The sequence below is a fragment of the Mycolicibacterium vulneris genome (assembly GCF_002104765.1).
GTDB lineage: Bacteria > Actinomycetota > Actinomycetes > Mycobacteriales > Mycobacteriaceae > Mycobacterium > Mycobacterium vulneris.
Window position 1 is genome coordinate 1 of the sequence record NZ_NCXM01000050.1, and the last position, 26,323, is coordinate 26,323.

A 26,323-nucleotide genomic window follows, 5' to 3' on the forward strand; every position below is an offset into this window, starting at 1 on the left:
GGCCAGCATGGGGGCTGGGGGGAAGGGAATGCGCTGCACCACACCATTATGCGTCCGCGGCCTGGCGGGACCCTACGGCGTGGACTGGCGGTAGTCGTTGTCGAAGGTGGCTGCCACGGCGTCGATGACCGGCTTGGCGGTCTGGTTGGTGAGCAGCAAGGACACTTCGCGGTTTTCCAGAAGGCTTGTGGTGGACAGGTTTTGGCTGCCGATGATGAGGACAGTCCTGTCGATCAGGATCATTTTCTCGTGGATATACAGATGCTTGCGGTCGGCGGGGTATTGATGGGCCTTGCATCCGGCGGCAGTGAGTTCATCGACGGTGTGGACGGTGGCCGTGTTGGCGGTCAGCACGATGCGGCAGGTGACGCCACGGTGGGCGGCTTTGGTCAAGGCCCCCACGATGGCGCGGTCTTTGAGTTCTTCGGTGGTCAGTTCGATGCTGTGACCGGCGGTGTCGAGTTGCCGTAGAAAGGCGGCGCGAGCGTCAGGTGACCAGATCAGGTGGGGGCTTGGCACGCCTGGTGCTGGGCGGCCCGTTGCGGCGGTGGCATAGTCGGCGTCGACGGTGGCGGTGATGGCGGCAATGTCGGCTGGGTCGGTGTCAAGTACCCAGGCGTCGCGGCTAGACGGGTAGTACTTGGCCACGAGATTGGCTGTGCCGATTGCGGTTTCGGTGTCATCGGCGGTCAGTGTCTTTTGGTGGAAGATGGTGGCCGCGGGCGCCCATCGTACGTCGATGCCGGCTGCTTTGAGCTGGTCGTAGGCGGCCGTGTTGGTTTGGCGGCCGTCGAATGCGGCGTCGAGAATGATCTTGGTGTCTACGCCCCTGCGGTGGGCGTCGACGAGCGCGCTGAGCGCGGCGGAATCGGCCAGCTCATACATCGTCATGCGCAGGGTTCGGCGCGCCTGGCCGATGATCCCGAGGATGGCCGCGTAGCCTGCTTCGGGCTCCTGGACCAGACGGTAGACGCCGTGGGTAGCGTTCAACGCCGGCGGCGGTGGGTTGCCGGTGCGCCAAGCCGGTGAGCTGCACCCGGTCAGCAGTGCCGCCGCGGTGGCCACCGAGACGAGGCACCGCCACGCAGGCGAGGTGTGGGCGCAGCTTTTCACTGGATCCTTTTCACTCGTATCGGTTGCAGCACAACGACTGTCGGGGCCAAAGTGATATTTGAATCGAACCTAGCGGTGCTGGCGGGGTTGTGCGACGCCCGCCGAGCAAATCATCGTGAGCGTCGCGCCAGGCCCTGACAGGTCGGTATGGTTTTTCCATGTCGATGCCTGTGGCCCCACCAGTGGATTCGGTGGTCCTCGTGCCTGAGCGGATGCCTGCGCTGCCGCCGGCCCGCGAGTTCCTCACCTCAGCTGGGTTCGGGGGCGCTGCGGCGTTGCTTGCGGCACTGTTGTTGGCTGCGCTGATCCTGATTGGCTTCTGGCGCGCATCCAAGCGGCAAGAGAGCCACAACCGTCAAATTCGTGAGGCCGAGCAACACAACACCGCGGTGGACCGATGCTGGCAGCGGCTGGTGTGGGTAGTGGAAACGGCGGGGATAGAGCCGGCGGCCAGCCGAGGCGCCACGGTGGGTTTGGGGCCAGAACTGGCTCTAGAGCTGTTGCGGGGTTTGTTACGCGACGCCGAGAGTCTCGGTGACGCCACGCTGACGGGCGCGGTGACGGTCTATTTGAGCCAGTTTTCGCAGGTGTTGGCCCAGCAGGGCAGCGTGGCGTCCGAGCCGTCCGCCCCCTCGGCCTCAGCTGAGCCCACGCTCGCTGACGCTCCCTCCGGTCCGAAGGAGACCGTGCAGTCATCGGGCTCACCGGCGCAAGGTGGCGATACCCCGCGCCCCCGGCCCGCCAAAGCGGTGGCCGCAGCTCAGGGCAGGCGACGCCGTCAATGACACATCTGCGTCAGCACATCGAAGAACTCGACATCGACCGATGGGCGGCGGTGACCAAGCAGGCCGCGACGGCCGCGGTCGATGCTGCCCAGCGGCTTGGCAAGCCCGCGCCGGCGCAGTTGGCCGCGGTGGCCGCGATGAGCGAAGGCGAGCTGATCGAACACCGCAACCGGAGTGGGCCGGCACCAAAACGGCTTTCACCGGCGATGCAGCTCGTCGAGGCGGACCACCTGCGGGCGGTGGCAGAGCACCAGGCGCGCCAGGCCGAACAGGACAAGAGTGACGCTCACGCGGCCGCACAGATGGCCCGCGCCGAGGCCGAACAGTCCGCCCAGGCCGCCGCGCAAGCCCGCGAGCAGGCCCGGGCGGCCGAGAGCGCAGCCGCGCGTCAGGCTGCCGAGCACGCCGCCGAACTGCGCAGTGCCCAACAGGCTGCCGAAGAGTTACGTAGCGAATTGGAGCGGGTACGCGCCAACGCCGCCGCCGAGGTCGCCGCTGCCCACGAGCAGACCCGCGCCGCTGACGAGCGCGCCGAAGAACGTGCCGCCGAGCGGACCGAGGAGCGCGCGACAGCTCAGCGTGCCCTAGAAGAACTCCGCAGCGAGCTCGAGCGGGTACGCGCCGATGCGAGCGCCGAGGTGGCAGCGGCCGCCGAGCAGGCCCGCGCGGCTGACGAGCGCGCCGAAGCGCGCATGACAGAGCGCGCTGAGGAGCGCAGAACCGCTCAGCACGATTTGGAAGAGTTACGCGGGGAGCTCGAACGAGTACGGGCGCTGGCTGCGGCCGAGGTGGCGGCCGCGCGTGGCCAGGCCGACGGTGAGGTTTCGACCGCCCGCGCTGCGCTTGCTCGGGCCCGCGCAGAAGCCGACGACGCCATCGCCTCTGCGCGCGAGGAAATCGAGCAGGTCCGCGCCGAATGCGCGGCCGAGGTGGAAGCGGCGCGCGAGCAGACGGAGCAAGCGTTGGCGTCTTTGTACGCGGCCCAGACCGAGGCGGCGCGGGCTCGCGCTCAAGCCGCGCAAGCCCAGGTGGACAGCCGAGCCGGCGGGGTGTTGTTGAGCGTTCCCATTCCGGCGGCAGAAATACGGGGCCACACCGGCTACGTCGAAGATGTCCTAGCCACCGTGCGCGATCTTGACCTCGCGCTCGAGACAGCTCTGAGCGGCGACACCAGACCGGTCGATGCAGAGGCGGTGGGCGCCCTGGTGGCCACGGTGCAGCACCAAGCCGGCGATCTCTCCGAGCACTTGCGGGCCTTGTCGGCGCAAGGCACCGATGCCGCGCGCACCTACGTCGAAGCCGCCACCCGCGCCTATGGCGGGCTTCTTGCCCGAATCGCGGCGGCAACCGAGCAGCTGGCCCGCGAAGGTCGCACCGATGCCGGGGTGATTGAGCTGGTGACCGCGATGCTCGACGCTCATCCGTGGCGGTCCCGCTGATGTCGATCGCGGCCAGCATAAACCTTGACTCGCAGATGGAGCGCGCGATGCACACTGGGCACACCAGGCACCTTGTCCGCTGGGTAGCGACGACTGCGGGCGAGCATCATGACGCATAAACCCGACGACGGCGAAACCACCAGCACCTCAGGCTCATTGGCACCTGGGGGTGACGGTGGCGCCCAATCCGGCTCTGCAGCAACGCCTGAGGATCCAGAGCGCACCATCGTCGTGCCCCGCGAGTCGCACGCCGATGAAGAGACCACCGTCGTGGTGAACAAAAAGCCCGTGGTTGACGATCCAGAACGAACCCTGGTGGCACCCACACCGAAAGCGCCACAACGCAGTAACGATGACGTCAACCCCGACGCAGCCCCGCGCGGTGAGCTAGCCCAGTCGACTTCCGATGACCAGGGCGAGCGAACCGTCTACCACAAACCCGTCCTCCGCCCGGGATCAGGTGCGCCAGCTGGGCAGCCGTCATCGCAGCGCCACGACTCCAGCCCGGCGTCAAGCTTGCCGCCGTCTGGCCAGCCCCTTCCGTCGCCGCAAAGTGTCGCTCAGTCCGGTTTCGCGCCTCAACCGTTCCCGTATGGTCAGGCCAACCCGTACGGGTATCCGCCGGCAGCGCCGTACGCAGCTCCACCCTTTGGTCCGGTACCGCCCACAGGCCGCCGGCGATCCACGCAGTCTGCGGCTCTGTTGTGGGGTGGGGTGGGTTTGGCTGCTGTCGCGCTGGCAGCAGGTTTGGTTATTGGGTTGTCTGATCCCGACCTGTTGTTGACGAAGAAGCTCGACGTGCAGGCTGCCCAATCGGAAATCCAGCGTGTGTTGACGGACGACGTCACGGGCTATGCAGATAAGAACGTGGCGGATGTCAAATGCAACAACGGTGAAAATGTCACGATAAAGCAAGGCAGCAGTTTCACCTGCCAGGTCAGCGTGGACGGCGCTTCTCGACGGGTCACCGCCACTTTTCTGGACAACAATGGCAATTTCGAGGTCGGCCGCCCCGACTAACGACGAGGATAAGCCCGCGAGCACAAGCAGCTGCGGGCGCAAGAGGCGCCAGCTCAAGCGCGAGAAACACACCGAGTTTGGTCCGCCGAGACCGTATTCTTAGGCCGACCCTTGGCTGGTGCCGCGTTAATTCACCCATGAGCACGAAGTTTGAAAAAAGAGGTGCACGTGACTGGACGGTTTCGTAGCGCAGCCGCCGCGGCGACCGTGTTGAGTGTCGTCGTCGTGATCGGTTTGGCCACCGGATGCACCACCGTCGTCAAAGCGCACGGTTCATCCATGCTGTATGACCCTTTTCACGTGGGGGGCCTTCCGGCGATCGACGGGCCCAGCGGCCCGCGCAGCGACGCGCCGCAACCGACGGGCACGGTGAAGAACACCAACCATGGAGACGAGGACAAGCTGGTATTGCTGTCGATCAACGACATTCAGGATTTTTGGCAATCCAACTACAGCAAATCGTTCAGGGGCGACTTTAAGCCCGTCGAGGACCTCATCTCTTATGACTCCGAGGATCCAGCCGGCCCGGTCGTGTGCCATCAACGAACTTACAAACTGGTCAACGCGCTGTTCTCGCCGCGCTGCAACCTGATTGCGTGGGACCGCGGCGTGCTGACCCCCACTGGCAAGACCTACTTTGGGCCGATGCCGGTCACCGGTATCTTCGCCCATGAATACGGCCACGCTATTCAGAACATGGCCAACATCGTCCACGAGGACACCTCGACGATCGTGCGCGAACAGCAGGCGGACTGCTTTGGCGGGGTCTACATGCGCTGGGTAGCCGAGGGAAAATCGACGCGCTTCACCCTTAGTACCGGTGACGGGCTCGATCACGTGTTGGCCGGCCTGATGACAATTCGCGACCCGATCTTGACTCCGCAAGATCAGGCGTTGATCGAAGAAGGTCACGGCACCGCACTCGACCGGGTCAGCGCTTTCCAGATGGGATTCGTGTCCGGGGCGTCGGCCTGTGCCGTGATCGATGAGAACGAGGTTAAGCAGCGACGGGGGGACTTGCCGATCGCGCTGAGCTACGACCAATCAGGTCGGCTGGAGACGGGGGAGGTGCCGATCAACGAGCAGACCATGTCGTCGCTGATGGACACCCTCGGGGCGGTCTTTGCCCCGAAAAGTCCTCCGCACCTGGCCTATAGCGCCAGCGGTTGCGCTGACGCCCAGGCCCGCCCGCCCGCGTCTTATTGTCCGGCAACCAACACCATCGTCGTTGATCTGGCTGCGCTGCAGAAGATGGGCGCACCTGCTGATGAGCAGTCCGGCCATGTGTTGATTCAAGGCGATGACACCGCCATGTCGGTCGTGATGTCGCGGTATGTCCTTGCGGTGCAACGCGAACGCGGCCTCAAGCTCGATTCGCCGGCGAGCGCACTGCGGACCGCGTGTCTGACCGGGGTGGCGCACCGCAAAATGGCCAGCCCGCTGTCGGTGCCGTCGGGCAACGCTTTGACTCTGACCGCAGGTGACCTTGATAAGGCCGTTGCGGGACTGCTCACCAACCAATTGGTGGCCAGCGACGTCAACGGGCAGACCGTGCCCGCCGGATTTACCCGGATCACCGCGTTTCGCTCGGGCGTCGTCAGCAGCAACGATGACTTGTGTTACCAACGCTTCGCCGACGCCTAACAAGCGCCGTAACAGTCGGCGGCCGCCAAGGGCGGGGCTGCCCCGCATCGAGGGCAAACGCCGTCTCGACCTTCCTATTTGTGGCGTTTAATGCGCAATCCCACTAAGCATTTCGCGGTGTTGAGGCAGGCTTAGCAAGATGAGCACCGATTGGGGGCCCGGCGAGGCCGATGAGACGACGATGAACCTGCCGCAGACGGGTTCGCGCCAGTACCCGACGCCGCAGCCTCCCCCGGGCGGATCGCCAGGCGCACCACAAGGCCCACCGCCGCAGGGGCCCGCTGGCGCCGCGTGGCAGGGTCCTTTGCAGCGGCCGGCCCCGCCCTGGCAGGGTCCGCCGCCTGCAGGCCCACCCTGGCAGGGGCCACCGGGTCAACCGCCATATCCCTACCCGCCCGGGGCCGTGGGAAGCCCGCCCGCCGGATACCCGCCGTCGCCGCGACGTCGGCGTTGGCCATGGTGGGTCGCGGGTGCGGTCGCTGTGGCGGCGACGGTGCTGGTGGTCACCCTGGTGGTGTTGGGCAGCAGCGATTCCAAGACGTCATCAAATTCGGCGACGCCGTCTTCCATGCGCGCTGCTGCCCCGGTCAGGCCAGCCCCGACTTCCTCGTCACCGGGCGCCCCGCCAGCGGCGCCGCCGCTAGACACCGCAGCATTGCCGAGCTTGTTAGCGTCTGCCGAACAGGTCGGCAACGTCCTCCACGACGTGCAGATGAACCCCCGTGAGGTGTCCACGTCGCTTGCCTCAGATGCGTCGATAGACCCGGCCAAGTGCGCGAGCGCAGTGGCGCCCGCGCTGGCAAGCACCTACACCGGGTCGGGGTATACCGGTGTGGCGGTCCAAGGTCTTATGGAAGCCAGTCCAGGACGTCATAAGGTGATCCAGGCGGCGGCTGCCTTTCCCGATGAGGCTGCGGCGCAGCACTTTTACGCCCAGCAGCTATCGGCGTGGCGGGGGTGCCGACTTACCGATGTCACCGTGTCCTTTCCCGGCGGCCAACCGGACGACCACGCCACGATTACCATCGTCAGCGACAGCGAAGGTATCGCCAACACGGTGTTGCTGCCAGCCGGGGCGAGCCAACACAAAGATAGTGAATGCGAGCGCGCGATGGCGGTGCGGCGCAACGTCGTTGTGGATGTTCGCGCGTGTGGGCAAAACACCATCACCGCGGGTGTCATGCTGGTCCGTGCAATCAATGACAACATCACACGCCACCCATAGCCGCCCCAGCACCGCGAGGCGGCGCTGGTGGGTGAAAAGGCTTACCTTGTTTCATGGCGCGGCCAGCTGGTCGGTGATGTTGAGCCATTGACCGTCGCCCTTGTGGTGAGCTGTGTTTCGGCATTCGCCGTTGACAACGATCTGGCCGTAATTGTGGTCGGAGGCCATGAAGGTGATGCTGGCGGTCACGCCATCCCTAGTCAGGGTGGCACCGTGGTAGCGCTGTCCGGGTGGCGCCCCGTTGTTCCAGCCGTGCGCGATCATCGCTGCCCGTACGTGTTGGAAATACATGTCGGGGTCGGCGTGGATCAGAAAGCTAAGCGTGACGATGCCCTGATACGGCGGGTCGCCCTGGTCGTTGCAGGAGGCGAACGAGAATTCCCCGCTGACCCCGTTCAAGTTTGCGGCGGCGACGATTTGTTTGGCCTGCTCGGGTCACTTGCGCTCGGGTCTGATCGTCGCTCATCGGGTGTGTTGAATCTTCATACGGGTTAGTCGATCCGTTGCCATGTGGCTTACGTAGTACGGGTGCGCACCCGCCTACCAGCATGGCCGCGATCACTACCGCCATCAGTGTTCGGGACTGCCCCCGGTTTGGTTGACTCCTGACCTGTGAGGATTCGTCCTTGCTGGAAGGATCAACCTCGTGCCCAAGCCGTTTCCCGCCGAGTTCCGAGCCGATGTCATCGCCGTGGCCCGCAAGGGTGAGGCGCCGTTGCGCCAGATCGCGCAGGACTTCGGGATCTCGGAGGCCTGCCTGCATCGCTGGCTCAAGATCGCCGACCGCGAGGACGGTGCCAACCGGCCGGCGTCTGCGGCGGCCTCTGGTGATGTGTCGGCGCAGCTGCGCGAGGCGCATAAGCGGATCAAGCTCCTCGAGCAGGAGGCTGAAGTGATGCGTCGCGCGGTCGGCTACCTGTCCCGGGATGCCAACCCAAAATGATGTACCCGCTGGTCCTCGACCTTGCCGATGACGGCGTGCCTGTCACGGTGACCTGCCGGGTCCTGGGATTCTCCACCCAGGCGTTCTACAAATGGCGCAAAGCACCTGTATCACAGCGAGATTGGGACGATGCGCACCTGATCAACGCCGCCCGCGACATCCATGCCGACGACCCCGCATTCGGCTACCGATTCATCGCCGACGAACTTCCCGGGCGCGGGATCTCCGCCAGCGAGAACCGTGTCGCACGGTTGTGTTCCCAAGAGCGCATCTGGTCGATCTCCGCCAAGAAGCGAGGACTGAACCGTCGATCGGGGCCACCGGTCCACGACGACCTCGTGCACCGTCAGTTCAGCGCCCAATCCGCCAACCAGGTCTGGCTGGCCGACATCACCGAACATCGCACCGATGAAGGCAAGCTCTACCTCTGCGCCATCAAAGACGTCTATTCCAACCGGATCGTGGGTTACTCGATGGACTCGCGGATGAAGTCCTCGCTGGCAGTGGCCGCCCTGGATCACGCCGTGGCGCTGCGTTCACCTGCCGCGACGATCGTTCATTCGGACAGGGGTAGTCAATTTCGCTCGCGAAACTTCGTCCATGCACTGTCGCACAACGGATTACACGGATCGATGGGTCGCGTTGGTGCGTGCGGGGACAACGCTGCCATGGAGTCGTTCTTCGCCCTTCTCCAACGCAACGTGCTCGACCGGCGACGCTGGACCACCCGAGCCGAACTGCGCCTTGCGATCGTGTCGTGGATTGAGCGGACCTACCACCGACGCCGCCGACAACGCGCACTCGGCAGGCTCACCCCGATAGAGTTCGAACTGCTCCACACACTGGTCGCAACCGCGGCCTGAAAATCACACCCCACGAGTCAACTGAACTCGGGGCAGTCCCTTCGAAGCATCGGCACCGGTGCTCCTTACAGGTAGTGTTAGGCGTCCCACCGACGTTGCCGGTAGATCCTGGCGACGCCCTGCGGTCAACGCCGGGCGGCGACAGCGGTGGCGAGGGGGCGCTCAAGGAGTGAGGTCAGTACACCTGACTGCCGCGCTGCGAAAACCGAAAGCCGTGAGTCAGACCGTGATCGAATTCCGCGTTCCGGATCTCGCAGGCCACCAAATGATCGGCGCCCACGGCGCACACCGCCTCGTTGATGTCGGGGCCACCTGGGCGGCCGCCCGGAACTACGATCTTCTGCCCAGGCGCCAGCAAGTGATAGCTACTGGGCTCTACGGTCTTTCGTTGCGTCGGGCCGTCCATATAGGTTTCTTCGGCGCCCACGTCGGCGTGGTTGAACACTGAGAACACCGTGTTTTCGGGGACCGGTCCGCTGGTGTACGGAGTCAGGGATTCCTTGTCGTACGGCCACATTGAAACCTTGGCGAAATTCACGTTGGGTGCCACCCCAGGCAGTGCGCCCCAGCAGTCGATGCCTGCCGCGTACTGAAATGAATGCGGCCCGTCGTAGATCCGGCACCGGACACCACTTGTCGTGGTGAACTGAACGCCGTTCCACCCATAGTCCTCATAGGTGTGGAAGTCAGCAGTGTTCACCGGGTGAAAATCGTTGAAGTTCACCGCCGGGATCGCCGCGGGCACGGGGCTGCGACAACATGCCGGCTTAGGCTGGCAGGCCAGTGTTGTTGCCGTGCCGATCAGCACAGCGCCGGCGCTGGCGACAATCACAACGGCACGCATGTTGGTGCGCTCCTCGCGGTTGACCAGCCGGGGTGGCAATCGTTACGCGCCCGCCGTGCTGGGCACTGAAAGTTACTGTTCTGCAGACTCATCTCGCGCCATCCTCGCGGTTCGACGGTTCGCGTTTTGGAGGAGCCGGTGGCCTTGGGCCGCCAGTGATGCCACGCGCATGGGCCATGCAGCGATGACACGCCAGCTGTGAGACCTGCCCGTCGGTCGGCCCGGTCACATCGCCGCTGCTCGTGGGCACCCACGGCTTAGAAAACCAGGCCGTAGCAGAGCCATACAAGCAATAGCGCGGGGATGAGAACCACTAAGGTGAGCGCCGCCACCAGCTGCACAAAGGGGTGCGGGCGCACCGCGATGCTACTTGCCGCCAGGCCAGTCGCGACGGAAATCAGCGCGGTCGCGGTGAGGACCGAAAGTCGGCCCGAACGCACGACACTGTCCGAATTCGATGGGAATACACCTTCTTCGAGCTTGACCGCGAATACCCAGTTACCCAACACGTTGAACAACAGCAAGACAATTAGAGACAGAACCGCCACCCCCAGCAGTGCCAGGCCTGCCCCCAACGCGTTGCGCTTGGGCGACCTGGGCGGGCCGGAGACCGGGGCCAACTGTGTGTCCGCGTCCAGGTAATCGAGTGCCATGTCTTAGACCTTCGTTCCTTTCGGCGCGCTGATCTCATAGCTACCCGCGTCATCGGTGAAGGTGACCACGAACTGGTGTTTGATGTGGTCGATGGTGACCTGGCAGGTGAAGGTACCGCCCTTGATGATGGTGGGGTTGTGTCCGTCGTTGCAGGAGACGTCGCTGACGTTCTTGGCGCCGTAACTGTTTGGGTCCGATAGGACGTGGGTGACGTCGGTCTGAACCGCGGTGACGTCGAGTTGTTTGGTGACGAAAAAGCCCGGCGCCCAGAATCCCGCGATGAGCACAGCCGCGGTGATCACGGTGAGCGCGGCTCCCAGGCACAGCGGCAGACGTCGGTCGCGCAGACCGGCCCGCGGAGTACGTGGAATGAAAGGGGCTGGCTGCCAGGGGCCCCCGTGGGGCAGGTAGTGGTGCGAGTAGGGCGCCGGCCCGTGCTGGACGGGCGGTGGAAAGGGTTGCGGGCGGTACAGGGTTTGCATCGGCGGCCCGGGGGCGGGCCCGACCGGCGGCCTGCCCGGTGCGTGGGGGTAGCGCGGTGCCGGCGCGGGCGTCTGCAGGTGTCGCATGGCGGACCTCTCTGGTTCTGGCGGTGGGGAACGGGATGGCCCCCATCGTCCAGTACCGAGAGCGTAACCCTAGCACTAAGCATAGCGCAATGGTTTAAAACACAGCGTGAGTCGCTACCGGGCGGCTAAGCCTCCGACACTCGCCGAACACTGCCGACACCACACGGGCTATGAGACGGGCGATACCCTTGTTAACCTGCACAAATATGCCCGTCGGCATCTGCTGAGGCGCCTGTGGATACCTGAATGCGGTCACTCACGAAAGTGGTGCGGTGCCATGGTTCCATGGCAGACGCACGGCCAGAGCATGTAGCATCTGAACCGAGCGCTTTGTTTTTTAGCACAGCAGTAGCGCGCGAGCATCGCGGAGTATTGGGAGCGGGAGCGACAATTGACAGCCAGCCAACGGACGAGCATGCCCATGCTGACGGTGCGGGTCGGTCGGGTGGAGCACGCGCTTGACCCTGCGGCCGGGGTGGCCTTCATCGGCAGAGACGCCGGGGCGGCGGTCGGCGTCGATGATGAGCGGGTCTCGCGCCGCCATGTTCGCCTGGAACCGCACCCGGAAGGCTGGCAGGCGATCGACGCCAGTACCAACGGCATGTTCGTTGACGGGATACCGCGCAGCGCGGTATTCATTACCGGCGCCATGACCCTTCATCTCGGGGCGCCTGATGGGGTGGCAGTGACCCTTTCCCCAGACGTCACACACGATGAGTCGACCCAGGCGTTGAGGCCAGCTCAGCTCGAATATCCGTCGTGGGACGGCCAAAAAGACCCCGGTGTCGTGCGTGCCGGCCGTGCGGTCGCGGAACGCCGCGTCCAGCTGGGGATCTCCCAACGCGAAATCGACCGCCGCAGGATTCTCAACGCGAGCACCTTGATCAAGTTCGAGAAAGGTGACAGCTGGCCACGTCCAAAAACGTTGGAAAAGCTGGAAGAAGCCTTGCAGTGGCCCAATGGCTACATCACGGCCCTCCGGCACGGCGCGGCTCTGGCGCCCCCCACGGCTGAGCCCGGCAGCGACGAGGCGACCGAGGTGTTGACCGACACTATTCAGGCGCCGATGATGGCGCGGACGGTCGAATTAGCCATGCAAACCCTGAGCACGGCCATCGCCGACTTACCTGAGCCAACAGCCCCGGACTTCACCTCCAAAGCCACCACTATCCTGGCTGACCTGCGCAAGCTCGAGGGGCTGGCATCGAATGCTGCGCGCCACGCCACGGGCGGCGCTGAGGCCATGAAGGCATTAAGCAGTGTGCGGCGCAGCTACAACGATGTGATGATGCGGGCCGCGGGCTCGCCGACGGCCACGTTGGGCCAGCGGCTGTACGGCGCCCGACACAGGGCAGAGCTAAGCCTGGAGGAGGCCGCGATCGGCGCCGGACTGCCCTCAGCAGTGCTTGCCGATGCCGAAGCCGAGCGCACCATCGCGCCCGAGGTCGCCGAAGCGATCGAGAACCTCATCGCCGAGTTGATGATCACTTGACGCCGGCGCTTGAGAGGCGCCGCCCAACCCGGTGGATGGCATCAGACCGCCAACGCCACCCGGTCACGATCGGCGAATACTCATTCAGCGGCTGGGCGCGCTCGGGCCCGCGAGGCCTTGTAAGCCCATGCGGCCAATATCGCTGACATCAGCAACGCGAATCCCACCATGGCGTAGCCAGAGGTGCGGTGAACATCCCGCATGCCCGCCGGCGAGTACACCTCTGTGCGGGTATTCTTCTGTGTCGCATGCCAGTTGACCGGCGGTGTCAGCACCGCTGGAGGTGTGCCCGTCGGGTTCAACTTCTCGATTGTTCTCACCGATCGGTAGCCGCGGGAGGTCAGGACCGAGCAGGTGTCGGCTGGACCCATGGCGTGTCCGTCGCAGTGTGGCCCAGTCAGATCTTGGTAGGCGACCAGGCATGCTCCGCACATCAGCACGATGAACATCAGGCACAGAGCGCCGAAGGCAAGGCGGCCCACCGGGTGGCTGGGTGAACTAGACATGCGACCACGCAGCTAGCTTGGCTAGATCCGGTGGAGCCGGAATTTTGAGTCAAGTTTTGACGTGTTGAGTCAGGTGGTTTGCTTCATGCCGCGAGTAGTGTTGTGCGGCTGAGGGTTTCGATGGCCTCGTTGTAGGCTCGAGACGCTGCCCGCAGTGCTGGCGCGTCGGTGTGGTCGGCGAGGTGCGCCAGGCCGGTGGGCAGGAATCGGTCGTGCAGGCAGGTCAGCAGGTGGGCGGTGTGCAGGCCGTGGACGGTCACCGTGTAGCGGTGGCTGTGCGGGATGCGGGTGATCAGGCCGCGGGATTTGAGTCGGCGCAGGTCATAGGTGATTTGTCCGGCGGTCAGCGCTGCGGGCGCTAGTCCGCGCAGCTCGGTGGTGAGCGCGCGCAGATCGCGGTTGGTGAAGCCGTTGGGCTGGCAGCCAAACGTCAGCAGTGCCTGCAGCAGGGCGTGGCTGCGCCGTTGGCCCAGCCGTAGTCCGGGGATGCGGACGCCGGTGGCGGTGGTGATAGCGCCGGTGATGGTGGCCAGCGCGTCGGCGCCGGTGATCGGGTCGTGGCTGAGTCGTTGGACGTGCAGTAGACGCCGGTTGGCCGAAAAGCCGATCTCCCGCAGCGCGGGCAGATTAGTCAGCCGTTTGCCGATCGAAAAGTCGGTGGTGTCATTGACGGTGGTTTCGGTGCGTAGCGCTTTTCCTTCCTTGTGGTACTGCTTGATGCGGGTGTGCTTGTAGTCCACATGCAGGCTCGGTGTCACACCCTCGGTGATCACCCGGGTGCGAAACGGACCCGGTGTGCGGTGTGACCCGGAGCGCATCAGGCGGCGGCCGAAGACCAAGGTGACCTGGTCGGGGCGGCCAATGTCGAGGTTGTCGCGGATGACCTGTTCGAAAAACATCCGGCCCGCCACCGGTTTGTCCAGCATCTGGGTCAGCGAGAACTCGGCTTGCAGGATCGAGAGCTCGTAGCGGTAGCCCGCGGCTCGATCCGCGGCAGCAAACGGATGCGGCAGGATGGCCAGCCACTTGCGCAGCAGCGCATCGATCTGCTCTTCGCCGAGCCGGTCGCAGATCTGCTGCAGCCCGACCACGTCGTCTACTGCGGCAAAGCCGTTATCGAGCTCCGTGAACGCGATGCCAGCCTTGGCCGCTTGGCGCTGAGCCCAATGGTTGCCGTTGATACACAGCTTGGCGTTATACGGGAAATACGAGCAGAACTTGAGGAAGAACGGGCCGAAGTCCTCATCGACGCAGTAAAAGTAGAACTGGTTGACCAGGCCGGTCGTCTTCACGATCCACGGGTAGGTATCGCCATTGGCGTCGCGTCGCTTCTCGGTGCGAAACAGCTTGGTCTTCTCCTGCGCGCGGCCCACGAACAACACCCCCTCGGCGCCGGTGAACCGCGCCAGATGCTCGTGGGCGATGTCATCTTTGCGCTGTCCCTTGGCGAAGTCCACCCACGCGATCGTGTTGTCGCGGGCAAACCGGTGCACCGCCTTATCGAACGCCTCGGTGATCTTGGCCAGCGGGGCGGTCGAAGCGATCGGCAACCCCAACTGCCGATGCACGTAACCGACCAAGCCCCGGGCGAACTGCAACCCCGGCACGTAGACGTTGCAGAACATGCGGTCGATGCACTCGACCTCAAATTGCACGTGCTCGGTCAAGACATCAGCCACGGATCGCGTTACGGTCATCATCGGGCTCCGATCGGACGGGCGGCCAGTTCAGGCCAACCAACCGCACTATGCGGTTCATACACCGGACCGGTCCACCGGTCACGGTCTCACCCCGCCCGACCGGAGCCCCCAAACCCACGGCGACCAACGACATGCCTCGTCGGGCTGGGGCCAAGCCCCGTTAGGTATTGGTCGTGGGGTTGGGTGGCGCAGGAGGTTGCCGCCAGGCAACGCCCTGGGTGGTGGGGGCCTGGGCGGCTTGGCGGTGCAGATGCTTTCGCGCACTGTGGTTTTCCAGCAAGGTGACCCAGTTCCAGATTAAGACCGATGCGACGCTCCACCAACCGGCGAGCAGATTGTGCAGCAAAGCATTGCGCAGCGCGGCTTCGCATTGAGCGAAAGTCCCTGTGACGGTGTAGGTCTGGTTGAACATGAGAATGATCGCGCCGGTGTGTTTTCTGATGCGTACCCGGAACAGAGGTTGCGAGGCGGACTGCGGCAGCCAGGGTGGCGGGCTGTGAAATGGCTGCCGGTGCGGAGGATAGGGCTGTGATGTCGGGTAGTAGGGCTGCGCCGCAGGGGGATACGGCTGCGCGTTAGCGGGGTATGGGTGCTGCTGCCCGTAAGGCTGGGGGTGCCCGGATGGCTGCTGGCTGGCATTGGGCCAAGACATAGTCGCTCCCTGAGGGGTGTGGAAGTCGGATTTCAGGAATCTTGAGGTGAATTGGGCTTGGCCCACCGATCGTGGTGAGCGGTTACGCAGGTCGTTGGGCCGGACTCAGGTTTGAGTGATCCCAGCGGTGGTTTTGGCCACGATGTCGCTTGCTTGGGTCGTGGTGTCGAATCCGCACCACAGAGCGTCGCTGATGACGTTGTTGGCTATTCCCATGGCGCGTTGACAGGTGGGGCCGCGGCGGGCTGACTGGGTTTGGGTTGCGGCCATTGTGGTGTCGGTGCTGTGCGGCTCGCCGAAAGTCCAGGTGATGGGGGCATGGCCGGGCACGGTGACGGTGATGGACTGGTTGGCGCAGCCAGACCAGCGTGTTTTCGCTTGGCTGAAGAATTGCTGGGCTGAATCGGCGTCACGAAAGCCAATCACGGCCTGTATCAGTGCGTGCTCGGGCGCAACAGGTGCCGCGTCATCAAGTATCTGGCCTTGCAGCGCGGTCCAGTTACTTCCTTGGTAGACAGCGGCTTCGGCCGGTTGGTAGGCGTCCAGGCAATTGGGGTTGGACACCATGTCCTCGTCGTGCCACATTCGCGTGACCGGCTTGCGTACCGCCATTGCGGTGGTGTGCGCGATGGTGTTGACGTCGTTCTCTTTGAGCAGCAGATCGGCGAGGTGTTGGGGCAAGATCGCCGGTGGTTGCCAGCGGCCCAGGTCGGGCGCGACGGCGGGGTGCCCGGTGGTGGTGGCGGTGCAGCCGGTCAGCAACAGAGCTAAGGCCAGTGCGGTGAGGATGCCCCAGCGCACCGTGACCCTCAGGGCGGACGATGTGGGCCGTGGGGTGGCGGTGTCGCCGACGATCGCGGAATGTTCTGACAGGACGGTGCTCATGGCGATCTCCTATGCGGCGCCGGCGCGAAAGGTGAGGGGTTCGTCGCGGGTCTCGGTGCGACTGGTGGGTTGCGGGAGCGGGGCCACTGGAATATCGCCGATCTCGGCGTGGCGGCGCTGCTCGAACTGGGCGGCCAGGAATGCGTAGACGGGTTTGAGGTCCTGCGGGTAGTCACCGGGCAGGATCACTCCGCCCCACACGCCGTGGGTGGCGCCGGTGGCGACCGCGTTGTAGCCGCAGCGGCCCAAAAACGGGCATTCGGCGCACCGCTTGATCGCGCGGTGTCGGCGGCGAGCATCGAAGAACAGCTCGGGGTCGTGCCGGCAGGCCAAGTCTTGGTTCGTGTGGAATAGCCGCACGTCAGCGGGCAGCTGGAAAGACGCAAACAATCGTGCGACTGACCGGCTATCGCTGGGAGGAGTGGGCGCGGTTGTCATCGGGGCGTCCTTTCGTCTTTGGGTAGCTCGTGCGGTCGTGATCGGCCCGGGCCGTGGGTCTGAACGACGTCGCGCGTTCGTGGGTCTTGGTGCCCGGTCCCGTGGGGGGATGACGCAGACGCTAGCAATAAAAACACAGCGGCGCAATGTTTTGAAACATTGCGCTGTGTTTTATGCTGTGCTTCAATGTGGGGCATGCAGATGAACGCGCTCGTCGCTGGCGGCTTCGCCAGCAGCCCGCGAGGCCCTGATGAGGGTCGCCGCCACCGCAGCGACCTACCCTGCCGACCCGCAGTCACCTATCCCTGGAGGACACTCCATGCCTGACCAGCCCGTTATGCCGCTCATGAACGCGGCGCCTGACGCCCCGACATCACATGTGGTGCCGCAATGCGCTGCGGTTCCCCCTAGCCCCCAACCCGCCGTGCTCGATGCCTACCAACCTGGCCAACGGCCGGCGTTCGGCCCTGGCCCGGGCGAGGAGATCACTACGGTGTTGCCCCGACGGCCTGTCGGTTTTGCGGGTCCAACCCCGACACCGCCGCCACCGGGAATGCCGGGGTGGGGGGCCCCGCCCGGCTACTGTCCGTCGCCGTCCCCGCAGACGCGGATCCGGCGCCGGCTGCCAGTGGCGTGGATGACGGTGGGGGCCGCAGTCGTGGCTACCGCCGTGTGCGCTGGTCTTGTGATCAACTTCGCCAGCGGCTCCGATGGACCCTCCGATGTGAAAATCAGTGCAACTCCGGCCTCGAGTAGCACGTCATCCTCGGCCAGTCCCAGCACCGCACCCGCCGCAACGATGCCGCTTTCTGCGCTGCCGAGCGTGTTGCTGGATGTGGCGACCCTCAACAGCATGCTGGGCGCCACTAATCTCGTCCCCAGGGAAGACGTGTTGCAGAATGACACGAAAGCCTTCTCTGGCGGGGACAACGATCACCCTGAGTGCGGCGGCGTCCACAATGTGGCACTGCAAAGAGAGCTCGACAACAGCGGCTATGTCGCGGTGCGGATCCAAGCGGTGTCAGACCCGCGCTTGATGGAGAACATCGTCGATGACGGAGCGATCTATTACTCCACCGCCAACGCGGCCAATGACTTTGTCGCCAAGCAAGCCCAGGCCTGGGCGAAATGCAACGGCGCCATCCTGCATCCCGACCCGGCCCTTCACGACGGGATCTGGATGATAGGCACCGTCGCCAATCACGGCGGAATGGTCAGCGTCATCAGCACCCAGGAAGGCGCCGAGGGCTGGCAATGCCAGCGGGCACTTACCGCACGCAACAACGTTGTCACCGACGTGAACAGCTGCGGTTTCAATCGCACCGATCAGGCCATCGCGATCGCCACCCGAATGGCCGACCGCGTCACCGCACGCTGACACCACCACCAGGTAATCAATAACCTGCATCCGCGTCGTCGGCTGTGCCGCGCGCCAGGGAACAACACAAATAGCATCACCCCAGGTGAAAGCAACCCGACAGGCATTGGGCATGAGAAGGTGCACACCGCGCGCACATCACCGGAAAGCACACGCAATCACATCGCGGCGGCCAGGCATCACCAACACGAAAGGCAAGGCAATGACCCGGATGAGGTTTGTGCCCAACATAATTCGGCTCTTGCAGGTGTTGGTGTGGGCGGCGTTGATCACGCTGGCGGCCGGGTGCACCGAGGTCGTCCACGGTGTGGTACGCGCCGGGCCGAACCTCAAACCCCGCCCCCTGACCGGTGAAGTCATCAAGGACACGATGCTGACTGATACCGAGCTCTCACATGTGTTTGGTCAGTCATTCGTCATCGACCGAACGCAGGCGTTCGGCGGCCCCGGGGAGCTGTTCTGGGACTGGCCGGGTTCCAAACAAAGCGATTGCGCGGGGCTAACCCACATCCTCATGGGTGAGGTCTACACCAGCGCTCAGGTGCTCAACGTCGCGCACGAACTCTGGTGGGATTCACACGCCGATCGCGATCCGACAGTGATCGACCTCGAGGAGGGTGTGGTCGCGCTGCCGACAATGCCCGCTGCTGATGGAATGTTCGCGAAATTCACCGAACAGTGGCGCAGATGTGTTGGCGCACGGGTAGATACCGGCGTCAATGAGCACTACGAGATCACCGACGTGCGCGCCGACGCATCTGTCGTGCAAGCCACCGTGACGAACCACGACCAGACCATCTCGCTTCGCGAGGAACGCGCGCTGGGCGTTCGGGACAACTGCATCGTCGAGGTCTCCATCACCTACTTCCGTGACACGGCACCCGCGCCGGGGCATAGCGCCAGCGATGTTGCTCGGCAGATGTTGAACAAAATTGCCGATCGCGCCTGACCTGCTGGTAGCACCGGCTACCATTTCCAGGTCTGGTTCCAGCCACCGAACGCGACCTACAGCGAGACCACCAGAAAAGAGGCGAAGGGATGGGCACGCACAGCGCAACCGATCCCAGCGGATCGCCGAATGAGTTAGTGGCGGCGGCGATGAGTCAACCGCGTGCCCGCCAGCTCACCGCCGCCCAACGAGCGCGTCTGCAACGTGCCGCGCGCGATGCCGCGCTGCTCTACCCGGACAACTCTGACTTGCAGCAATGCGCCATCGACGCCGCACTCGACTATCTCAACGACGGCGCTGATCTGGACGCCGAGGGAGCCGAATGGCACCGAATTCGCGAAAAGGAGAAACGGCTTGCCGCTCGAGTGCGGCAGCTGGCGGTGATGTCGGTCGCCGACAAGGCTGTTTCCGAGCGGCGGGCGGCCGACGTCATCTTCGTCGACCGCATGGCATTGCGCCGCTGGTCGGGCAAAACGGCCAACACGCGCAAGAGAGAGTCAGCGCGCAGTCAGGAACAATCCCGGTGAGAACCACACAACCATCCCCGGTTTATCCCGCCGGTGTGCACGCACTCCGGGCAGCTGGGCTAGTGATCGCCCTGCTCACCGCGGTGATCGCACTGGGCAGCGGCTGCTCGTCTGTGGTGGCCGGCAATGCGGTGAAGTCCGGCGGCCCCGCACCGGCGGCGGCTACCGTCGCGCTACTGGACCCCGGCAACTATCCACGCCGTCCCCGGGCGCCGTTGGGCAACGTCTCCGACGACGCCGGCGGGCGTCGGGTGGAAGCTCAGCGGATGGCCGACATGGTCACCGGGCCGTGGCAGGTCGACGCGGCGCTGATCAGCCCAACCAACGCCGAGATCGCTCCCACGACCGCCCTTCCCGACCCGGGCCGGCTCTCGGCGCTGGTGCGCGGCGAGACGATCACCACGATCGCCGCCGCGCATCACTTCGTTGCCGGTTTTGTCAGCGGGCGCGCCACCCCGCCCCCGCCGAAAGGACAGGCCGGCGCCGACAACCCGAAGATCCTGGACAACGGGGTATTTCGCTTCCCCAGTCAGCAAGAGGCTGCCGACGCCGCGGCCGCAATGGGCGCTGCCGACCTGGGCACCGTGCGCCCCGGCGGCGTCTGGGCCACCCGGCTACCCATCCCGCGTTATCCGAACACGGTTGCTGACGTGGCCGCGCTCTCGGGAGGATTTGAAGCCGAATCATTCACAGCCCACGGACCGTATGTGTTCTTCCAATTCGCCGGCTCCAAGGAAAGCGCCGCGGCCGCCGCCGACATGATCGCCAAAACCCTGGACCTGCAGGGCCCTTCGGCTGATCACTTCCAAGCCACACCGTTAGACCAGTTGGCCACCTTGCCCCTTGACCCGACCGGGCTGCTGGCGCGCACCGTGCCGGCCACCGACCCCAGCGTCAACCAGGCCGCGGTCTACCCGCCGCACGGTTCGCTACATTTTCGGTCCGACCCGGTGGCCAGCCAAGCCATGTACGACGACGCCGGCATTGCTCGCGTCGCCGCCGACCGCGCCACCGTCTATGAGGCCGTCGATACCACCGGCGCCCAGCGTGCCGCCGATGGGCTTGTCCGTATGGATGTGCCGTTCTTGGGATATCACACCGCTGCGGGCATCAACGGGCTGCCGGCGGCGCGCTGCTTTGACCGCGGGCCCGACAGCACCGACTTGGGGGCGGTGCGGTTTCTGTGCATCGCCACCGCCGAGCGCTACGCCTTCAAAGCCACTGCCGCCCAAGAGGTCGAGGCCCACCAGATCATCGCCGCCCAATACCTGATGCTGACCACGCCATGACACGGCGCGCACACACGTTGATCCTCGCCGCGGTGGCAGCAGCGGTTACGGTGGCCTGCAGCACGACGATCACGGGCAACGCGATCAAAGCCCCGGGAACCAACAGCGCAGAAGGGGTCAATCTCGCCTTGCTCGACGCTGGAAACTTCCCCACCACTCCGCGCCCGGCGCTGGGCGCGGCCGGCGACGCGCTGCGCGGCGGGTGGGCAGAAGGGCGGCGCCTGTCCAGCGCTGTGGTGGGCCCTTGGGAGGTCAACCCCGACCTGATCGATTTCGCGCAACTGGAATCTGGCGTCGTCAAGGACGTTGACGCGGTCAACTCCCTGCTGGGCGCCCCACTGGGCGAGGCCCTTAACGGCCACAACTTGCTGGCAGGGTTTTCCAGCGCCCGCCACACCGACAAGGGCACCTATAAGGACCTGCTCAACATTGTGTTGGAGCTCGCCAGCCCCGCCGATGCGACCGCCGCAGTCACCGACATGGCCGCCAAAGGCGCATCGTTGACGATGCCGTTCGACTCCAAACCTGTTCCCACTCAACCGTTCGCGATTCCCCGGTACCCCGCAACGACTGGGCTGAGCTACACCTGGACCGCGCACTACCCCGAACCCGGTGGGCCCCGTTTCACGGTGTCTGCACTCAGCGCACACGGGCAATACGTGCTGGCGCAAGCAGCGACATCGGGGGACAACGCTGACACGGCAGCCCAGATGATCGCGACCACACTGGATTTACAGCAACCCCAGGTCGACAAATTCAAACCCACGCCACCTGATCAGATGGCGCAACTGCCGCTGGATCCCGATGGGCTGATGGCTCGCACGGTGGCGCCCAGAACAGAGAACGAATCGATCAGCGACGGCATCTATGACGCCCATGGGGCGCTGCACCTGGCCCCCGAGGACCCGGTCCATCTCGCCGCGCTGTTCAAATCGGCCGGCGTGCAGCAGGTTGCGTGGGTCCTAGAAACCCGGGTCTACCAGACTCCCGACGCCGGCGCGGCGGCGCGCCTGGTAGCCGACATGACCGGTCCCCAACAAGTGGGCGGCATCAGCGGCATGCCCAAGGCGAAATGCTTCAACGAAACGTTGGGCTATTGGTGTGTGGCCCGCGCGGATCGCTACGCCTACCAGATGCAAAACGAACAAGAACACGCACTGCATCAGATGATGGCCGCCCAATACCGCATGCTGACCGGGAAATGAGCCCCTAATGCCCCTTGCCGTCGGAACCGTGATCGCCGGATACCGCATCGAAAACGTGCTGGGCTCGGGCGGGATGGGCACCGTGTATCTGGCTCGCCACCCCACGCTGCCGCGCAGTGATGCGCTGAAAATCCTGTCCTCGGAGCTGTCGGTGGACCGCCAGTTCCGGGTCCGCTTCACCCGCGAAGCCGACCTGGCTGCGACGCTGAACCATCCGAATATCGTTCGGGTCTACAACAGGGGGGAAACCGACGGGCACCTGTGGATCGCCATGGAGTACGTCGAAGGGACCGCCGCCAACGATTTGGCCCGGGCCAATCTCACCCCGGCCCGCGTTGTGCGCATCATTACCGACGTGGCCGCCGCCCTCGATTACGCCCATTCACGGCGGGTGCTGCACCGCGACATCAAACCCGGCAACTTCTTGGTCTCTTCACCCGGCAGCGACCACGAGCGAGTGTTGTTGGCCGACTTCGGCATTGCCCGTGCCCTCGATGATGCCACCACCTTGACCGCGACGGGTTCGATGGTCGGCACCGCGGCCTACGCCGCCCCGGAGACCATCGAAGGCCGACCTGCAGATCACCGCACCGATATTTATGCGTTGGGCTGCGCCCTGTTTCGACTACTGACCAGCCGCACCCCCTACGAGGACAACTCGCTGTCGGCGATGCTGGCGGGACACTTGATGCGGCCCGTCCCGCACGCCACCGAAATCAACCCCGCCTTACCACGTGAGATCGACGACGTGATTGCCCGCGCCTTGGCCAAAGACCCCGACCAGCGCTTCCAAACCGCCGGCGCACTGGCTGCCGCGACCACCGCCGTGCTGGCCAACGCGGCGGCTCCACCGACCACCACCGGGCCACGCGCAACATACCCGTCAAATCCCACACTGACTTACCCAGCAACGCCAGCTCCCGGCCCGGCGGTCTGGCCTGCCTATGACCCGCGCGGCGGCGGTGTCCCTCCACACAGTGCTGCGGCGCAACAGTTTGCCGCCCCTGCTTCAGCGCCGGCGCCTTCGGCCCCGCGTGATTCCACGCCTAAAGCCACGCGCCGCAGACGCATTCGCCTCATTGTGGGAGCCACGGTTCTCGTTGCCTGCCTGATTGCGGCGACCGCGGTAGGCATTCATCTGTTCGGCCGCACCAGCGGAGACCTTGGCCCCTACCAACCTCAAACTCTCAACACCAAATTCGGCGCCCTCAAACTCGAGCGCCGCCCGGTGTCCATCGCCGCGCTGGGACCAGGTGACCCCGATGCGGTGCTCTCCCTTGGCGCCCAACCCGTGCTGATGAACGCGGCCAACGCCACTGCACCGAGCTGGCTGCAACCGCTGATCCACTCATCACCACCGGTGTTCGCTGCCGCCGACACCGGCGCCATCACCGCAGCCAAACCCGATCTCATCATCGACACCGGCGACGTCGATCAAACCACCTATAACGCGTTGGCCGCGATCGCACCCACGCTCACCAAGCCCGCCGACAACACCCAAGACTGGACCTGGCAGACACAACTGAACTGGATCGCCACCGCGCTGGGCCGCACCGACGCCGCCAAGACGTTGCTCGATAAGGCGCAATCCGATCAGAACACGATCCGCTCCGAGCATCACAGCTTTCTGGGCAAATCGGCGGTCGTGATCAACTACACCGACACCACGACCACGGCCGCCGCGACGCCTTCGCCGCCGAGCAGCTACCTGGAAAGCATCGGCTTCACCTACAACGCCCACTACAAGCGCAGCCCCGGCGGGCCACCGCAGGTGCCGTTCGACATCAACGACGTTGATTACATCGGCCAACGCAGCGACGTCATGCTGCTCTTACGCACCGACCCCGCCGCCGGCGGCGGGGGATATGCCGGCTTGCCCGCCAAGTACACCAGTTTCGGCGGCACCCTGATCATCGTCGATGATCCCGCGACCATCACCGCCCTCAATACCGGCGGCCCGGCGGCCACCGGCTACCTCAACACCGCACTGGTCACCAAGCTCGCCAACCAAATCCATTAGCGCCTTGTCGACGATGTGTAGTCCGCCGTTAGACGGCCCGCCACTGATCGGGCTTCTTTTTGTCACTGAGATGTCGAACGCGCGCGACCAGCGGTGAATGGCCCTGCTGTCGTGCCCAGTCGATCGCTTCCTGCTGGGTTGGGGCGCTGTGAAGCTCGCTATCAGCGTGGTCTTCGACGACGTAGTGCGAGATAGCGTCACCTTCGCGGCCTTTGGGTCGCGGTTCGATGTAGACGTTGCCCATCAGTGTTCTCCTTGCGTGCGTGCTGGTCAGACCATCTATGCGTACCCAGCCCGGGGGCCAGTCTCACCAAGCACGGCGAGGTTAAACACGCCGCAGCTGCCGATTGCCTGTACCGACGGTGATGCGGCGACCAGCCAGCACACTGTCGGCACATCTTGTCGCCCTGCGAGATTCAGGACGTCCGGCGCAAGCGTCGAACGTCGTGTTCGACACATCCGACGCGGTCGGCGGCCTCGGCAACCGATAGCGCGGGGTTAAGAAGGATTTGCAACTCGTCAGTAGTGAATGTCGGTTCGACGTCCCAGGGAGCCTGATCCCACCCGGTTTCACTGAAGCCAGAAAAGAGTTCGTCGCGCATAGCAACCTCACGAAACATGGAGAAGGACGGAAGATTTCGATGGTTGCGGCAGAAGGGCTGCGTCGCCCGCCGGGATGACCACCGTATGGGGATACTACCGTCGCCACGTTCTCCTCGCTGAATTGCCAGCAAGGTGAGATTCCAAGCGGCAAGCGGAAAACCCGCGTCGCCCAACGGTGCGCCCGTTTACAGTTCGAGGCCGCTGCCGCGGTTCTGGTTGCGGCCGCGGCTGCGGTCGCGTTCGGCGATGGAGTCCAATCGCTGTGCGGCGGCAGCGATGTCGCGCAGCTGCGCAACCACTTGGTGGCGTTGTTGTAGCAGTTCGATGGCGCGGTTGCGGTCGGGGCTGGGTGTGTTGGTGGCGGCAAGGTAATGCTCGGCGCGCTCGATGGCGGTGCGGGGTTGGCTGCGCCCGGGGTCGACGGTGCCGAGGTGTTGGGTGTGGGGCAGGTTGTTGGTGAGGACGGCGATCAGGGTGTGCCCGGGCTCTCGATTACCGGGGGTGGTGACCAGTATGAGTTTGGTGTTGGTGGCCGCGGCGGTATCCGCCAGCCAGTGCAGTTGCGCTGGGGTGAGGGTGTCGGCGTCATCGACGATGATCAGGCTGCCCAGTGGTGGCGCATGGCGCTTGGCGGTGAGGTCGGCGCGGTAGTTGTCGATGCTGGTGGTGGTGTCGGCGTAGGCACGCCCGGCGGCGATGTCGGTGCCGGTCAACGCAACGCTGTGCTTGTTGTGGTGGTGGGCCGTGTCTGCGAGGGCGTTCAGGGTGGCCGCGTTGTCGGCACCGGGATGCAGGTGGAGCAGTTGGACGCTGTGAATGTTGGTGGTCAGCGCGCTAACGGTGCGGCGATGCGCGTCGTCGAGGCCGTCAAGGGCGCCCGGCGGGGGTGTGTAGAGGGCGGCCGGGCTGGCCGCGCTGGCCGCGTGAAGGAAGTCGACTTCGGCCGCAAGTTGGTCCAGGTCGGCGCCCAGATCGTAAGTGTGGGTCGGGGTTTGGGTTAGCGAGCGGGCGGCGGCGGCTTCGGCGCGGGCGAGCTGGTCATCAAGGTCGCGGGCGCGCCGGCGGGCGAGGTTGAGGGTGTCGGTGTCGGCGCGCACGGCATCAGCGCGCCGCGTATGCAGGTGGTGTTCGGTGACGATGCCGGCCAGGCCGCCGGCGGTGTCGATGAGGTCGGCGCGCGCAACCTCGAGGCGTTCGCGGGCGGTGTGCACCGCGGCCGCGACGCGGTCGGTTTGTTCGTTGACCTGAGCGTGGTGTTGCTGGTAGCGGGCCGCGGCGTCGTGCTCGCCGCGCTCGGTGGCCGCGGTGATCGCGGCGGCAAGCTGGGTGAGCAGTTGGTGATGCAGTTCGGCGGTGTCTTCGGCGTGCACCCAGCGGGCATGCGCTTGGGCGAGGGCCTGCTGGTAGGGGCGTTGCTCGACCAGCCGTTGGTACAGCTCGGCCAGTTCTGCGGCCGCGGCCTGTTCGGCGGGCCCGCCACCGCCGGTGAGGATGGCGTCGGCAAGCTGGCAGGCGCGGTGGTGGGCAGCGTCGCGGCGGGCCCGTAGCGCGGGGATGTCGTTGTCGGCGGCCCGGGGGGG

The 26,323-nt window shown here is 65.0% G+C and carries 25 protein-coding genes and 2 pseudogenes; 13 read left to right on the forward strand and 14 right to left on the reverse strand.

What is annotated here, in order from left to right; genetic code table 11:
- Positions 1 to 72 precede the first annotated feature (72 nt).
- Positions 73 to 1,113 (reverse strand): phospholipase D-like domain-containing protein, encoded by a 1,041-nt coding sequence (locus B8W69_RS28255; protein WP_085292977.1) that lies wholly within the window; start codon positions 1,111 to 1,113, stop codon positions 73 to 75.
- A 158-nt stretch (positions 1,114 to 1,271) separates the two neighbouring features.
- Here B8W69_RS28255 and B8W69_RS28260 point away from each other — a divergent pair, with 158 nt between their 5' ends.
- The 4 genes from B8W69_RS28260 to B8W69_RS28275 all read left to right on the forward strand — a co-directional run bounded on the left by B8W69_RS28260 (position 1,272) and on the right by B8W69_RS28275 (position 6,001).
- A complete protein-coding gene (locus B8W69_RS28260; protein ID WP_245843394.1) occupies positions 1,272 to 1,898 on the forward strand; it encodes a hypothetical protein in 627 nt (208 codons plus the stop codon).
- Positions 1,895 to 3,337 carry a coiled-coil domain-containing protein gene (locus B8W69_RS28265; protein WP_085292978.1) on the forward strand — a complete coding sequence of 481 codons (1,443 nt, stop codon included), beginning with the start codon at positions 1,895 to 1,897 and terminating at the stop codon, positions 3,335 to 3,337. The genes B8W69_RS28260 and B8W69_RS28265 overlap by 4 nt, the downstream gene beginning before the upstream one ends.
- A 108-nt stretch (positions 3,338 to 3,445) precedes the next feature.
- Entirely contained in the window at positions 3,446 to 4,357 is a 912-nt protein-coding gene (locus B8W69_RS31705) for a DUF4333 domain-containing protein (RefSeq protein ID WP_245843395.1), read from the forward strand.
- Positions 4,358 to 4,519: 162 nt separating this feature from the next.
- A complete protein-coding gene (locus B8W69_RS28275; protein WP_439330650.1) occupies positions 4,520 to 6,001 on the forward strand; it encodes a neutral zinc metallopeptidase in 1,482 nt (493 codons plus the stop codon).
- A 387-nt stretch (positions 6,002 to 6,388) separates the two neighbouring features.
- Here B8W69_RS28275 and B8W69_RS30805 read toward each other — a convergent pair whose 3' ends face one another.
- On the reverse strand, positions 6,389 to 6,649 hold the full coding sequence (locus tag B8W69_RS30805) for a hypothetical protein (protein WP_165762712.1): 261 nt from the start codon (positions 6,647 to 6,649) through the stop codon (positions 6,389 to 6,391).
- A gap of 16 nt (positions 6,650 to 6,665) precedes the next feature.
- Here B8W69_RS30805 and B8W69_RS30810 point away from each other — a divergent pair, with 16 nt between their 5' ends.
- A complete protein-coding gene (locus B8W69_RS30810) occupies positions 6,666 to 7,226 on the forward strand; it encodes a sensor domain-containing protein (protein ID WP_165762713.1) in 561 nt (186 codons plus the stop codon).
- Positions 7,227 to 7,277: 51 nt separating this feature from the next.
- Here B8W69_RS30810 and B8W69_RS28285 read toward each other — a convergent pair.
- Positions 7,278 to 7,797 (reverse strand): annotated as a pseudogene (locus B8W69_RS28285) (lipoprotein LppJ family protein).
- Positions 7,798 to 7,872: 75 nt separating this feature from the next.
- Here B8W69_RS28285 and B8W69_RS28290 point away from each other — a divergent pair.
- Positions 7,873 to 9,032, forward strand: a protein-coding gene (locus B8W69_RS28290) for an IS3 family transposase (protein ID WP_110882097.1) whose coding sequence is annotated in 2 segments (ribosomal slippage) — positions 7,873 to 8,164 and positions 8,164 to 9,032 — 1,161 coding nt in all. Because the reading frame shifts where the segments join, the coding sequence is not laid out codon by codon here.
- Positions 9,033 to 9,207: 175 nt separating this feature from the next.
- Here the strand turns inward: B8W69_RS28290 and B8W69_RS28295 are convergent.
- The 3 genes from B8W69_RS28295 to B8W69_RS31710 all read right to left on the reverse strand — a co-directional run bounded on the left by B8W69_RS28295 (position 9,208) and on the right by B8W69_RS31710 (position 11,099).
- Entirely contained in the window at positions 9,208 to 9,876 is a 669-nt protein-coding gene (locus tag B8W69_RS28295) for a hypothetical protein (RefSeq protein ID WP_133058035.1), read from the reverse strand.
- A 257-nt stretch (positions 9,877 to 10,133) separates the two neighbouring features.
- Complete coding sequence (locus B8W69_RS28300; RefSeq protein WP_085292982.1) at positions 10,134 to 10,529, reverse strand: hypothetical protein; 396 nt, start codon at positions 10,527 to 10,529, stop codon at positions 10,134 to 10,136.
- A gap of 3 nt (positions 10,530 to 10,532) precedes the next feature.
- A complete protein-coding gene (locus B8W69_RS31710; RefSeq protein ID WP_245843397.1) occupies positions 10,533 to 11,099 on the reverse strand; it encodes a DUF4333 domain-containing protein in 567 nt (188 codons plus the stop codon).
- 415 nt (positions 11,100 to 11,514) lie between these two features.
- Between B8W69_RS31710 and B8W69_RS28310 the strand changes: the two genes are divergently transcribed.
- The gene (locus B8W69_RS28310) at positions 11,515 to 12,591 is read left to right on the forward strand and encodes a helix-turn-helix domain-containing protein (RefSeq protein WP_085292983.1); all 1,077 of its coding nucleotides are present in this window, start codon (positions 11,515 to 11,517) and stop codon (positions 12,589 to 12,591) included.
- 80 nt (positions 12,592 to 12,671) lie between these two features.
- Here the strand turns inward: B8W69_RS28310 and B8W69_RS28315 are convergent, their stop codons facing one another.
- The 5 genes from B8W69_RS28315 to B8W69_RS28335 all read right to left on the reverse strand — a co-directional run bounded on the left by B8W69_RS28315 (position 12,672) and on the right by B8W69_RS28335 (position 16,772).
- Positions 12,672 to 13,097, reverse strand: coding sequence for a hypothetical protein (locus B8W69_RS28315; protein WP_133058036.1), 426 nt, complete (start codon positions 13,095 to 13,097; stop codon positions 12,672 to 12,674).
- Between the two features lie 83 nt (positions 13,098 to 13,180).
- A complete protein-coding gene (locus tag B8W69_RS28320) occupies positions 13,181 to 14,776 on the reverse strand; it encodes a hypothetical protein (protein ID WP_245843398.1) in 1,596 nt (531 codons plus the stop codon).
- Between the two features lie 181 nt (positions 14,777 to 14,957).
- Positions 14,958 to 15,209 (reverse strand): hypothetical protein, encoded by a 252-nt coding sequence (locus tag B8W69_RS31000; RefSeq protein WP_181447507.1) that lies wholly within the window; start codon positions 15,207 to 15,209, stop codon positions 14,958 to 14,960.
- A gap of 345 nt (positions 15,210 to 15,554) precedes the next feature.
- Positions 15,555 to 16,334 carry a sensor domain-containing protein gene (locus B8W69_RS28330; RefSeq protein WP_085292985.1) on the reverse strand — a complete coding sequence of 260 codons (780 nt, stop codon included), beginning with the start codon at positions 16,332 to 16,334 and terminating at the stop codon, positions 15,555 to 15,557.
- Between the two features lie 9 nt (positions 16,335 to 16,343).
- On the reverse strand, positions 16,344 to 16,772 hold the full coding sequence (locus B8W69_RS28335) for a WhiB family transcriptional regulator (protein WP_085292986.1): 429 nt from the start codon (positions 16,770 to 16,772) through the stop codon (positions 16,344 to 16,346).
- A gap of 685 nt (positions 16,773 to 17,457) precedes the next feature.
- On the opposite strand from B8W69_RS28335, the gene B8W69_RS30815 reads away from it, so the two are divergent.
- The 6 genes from B8W69_RS30815 (at position 17,458) to B8W69_RS28365 (ending at position 24,140) form a co-directional block, all read left to right on the forward strand.
- Positions 17,458 to 18,150 carry a sensor domain-containing protein gene (locus B8W69_RS30815; RefSeq protein WP_165762714.1) on the forward strand — a complete coding sequence of 231 codons (693 nt, stop codon included), beginning with the start codon at positions 17,458 to 17,460 and terminating at the stop codon, positions 18,148 to 18,150.
- Between the two features lie 247 nt (positions 18,151 to 18,397).
- Positions 18,398 to 19,099, forward strand: a complete 702-nt coding sequence (locus tag B8W69_RS28345; RefSeq protein WP_245843401.1) for a sensor domain-containing protein — start codon at positions 18,398 to 18,400, stop codon at positions 19,097 to 19,099.
- Between the two features lie 137 nt (positions 19,100 to 19,236).
- Complete coding sequence (locus tag B8W69_RS28350; protein WP_133058038.1) at positions 19,237 to 19,626, forward strand: hypothetical protein; 390 nt, start codon at positions 19,237 to 19,239, stop codon at positions 19,624 to 19,626.
- Positions 19,623 to 20,915 (forward strand): DUF7373 family lipoprotein, encoded by a 1,293-nt coding sequence (locus tag B8W69_RS28355; protein WP_245843399.1) that lies wholly within the window; start codon positions 19,623 to 19,625, stop codon positions 20,913 to 20,915. The genes B8W69_RS28350 and B8W69_RS28355 overlap by 4 nt, the downstream gene beginning before the upstream one ends.
- Before the next feature lie 32 nt (positions 20,916 to 20,947).
- The gene (locus B8W69_RS28360) at positions 20,948 to 22,120 is read left to right on the forward strand and encodes a DUF7373 family lipoprotein (protein WP_245843400.1); all 1,173 of its coding nucleotides are present in this window, start codon (positions 20,948 to 20,950) and stop codon (positions 22,118 to 22,120) included.
- Positions 22,121 to 22,127: 7 nt separating this feature from the next.
- Entirely contained in the window at positions 22,128 to 24,140 is a 2,013-nt protein-coding gene (locus B8W69_RS28365; protein WP_085292992.1) for a serine/threonine-protein kinase, read from the forward strand.
- A 28-nt stretch (positions 24,141 to 24,168) separates the two neighbouring features.
- Here the strand turns inward: B8W69_RS28365 and B8W69_RS28370 are convergent, their stop codons facing one another.
- The 3 genes and pseudogenes from B8W69_RS28370 to B8W69_RS28380 form a co-directional block, all read right to left on the reverse strand.
- Positions 24,169 to 24,384: a hypothetical protein gene (locus tag B8W69_RS28370; protein WP_085292993.1), complete on the reverse strand. Its 216-nt coding sequence runs from the start codon at positions 24,382 to 24,384 to the stop codon at positions 24,169 to 24,171.
- A 172-nt stretch (positions 24,385 to 24,556) separates the two neighbouring features.
- The gene (locus B8W69_RS28375) at positions 24,557 to 24,742 is read right to left on the reverse strand and encodes a hypothetical protein (protein WP_085292998.1); all 186 of its coding nucleotides are present in this window, start codon (positions 24,740 to 24,742) and stop codon (positions 24,557 to 24,559) included.
- 186 nt (positions 24,743 to 24,928) lie between these two features.
- Positions 24,929 to 26,323, reverse strand: a pseudogene (locus B8W69_RS28380) (hypothetical protein); the annotation flags it as partial.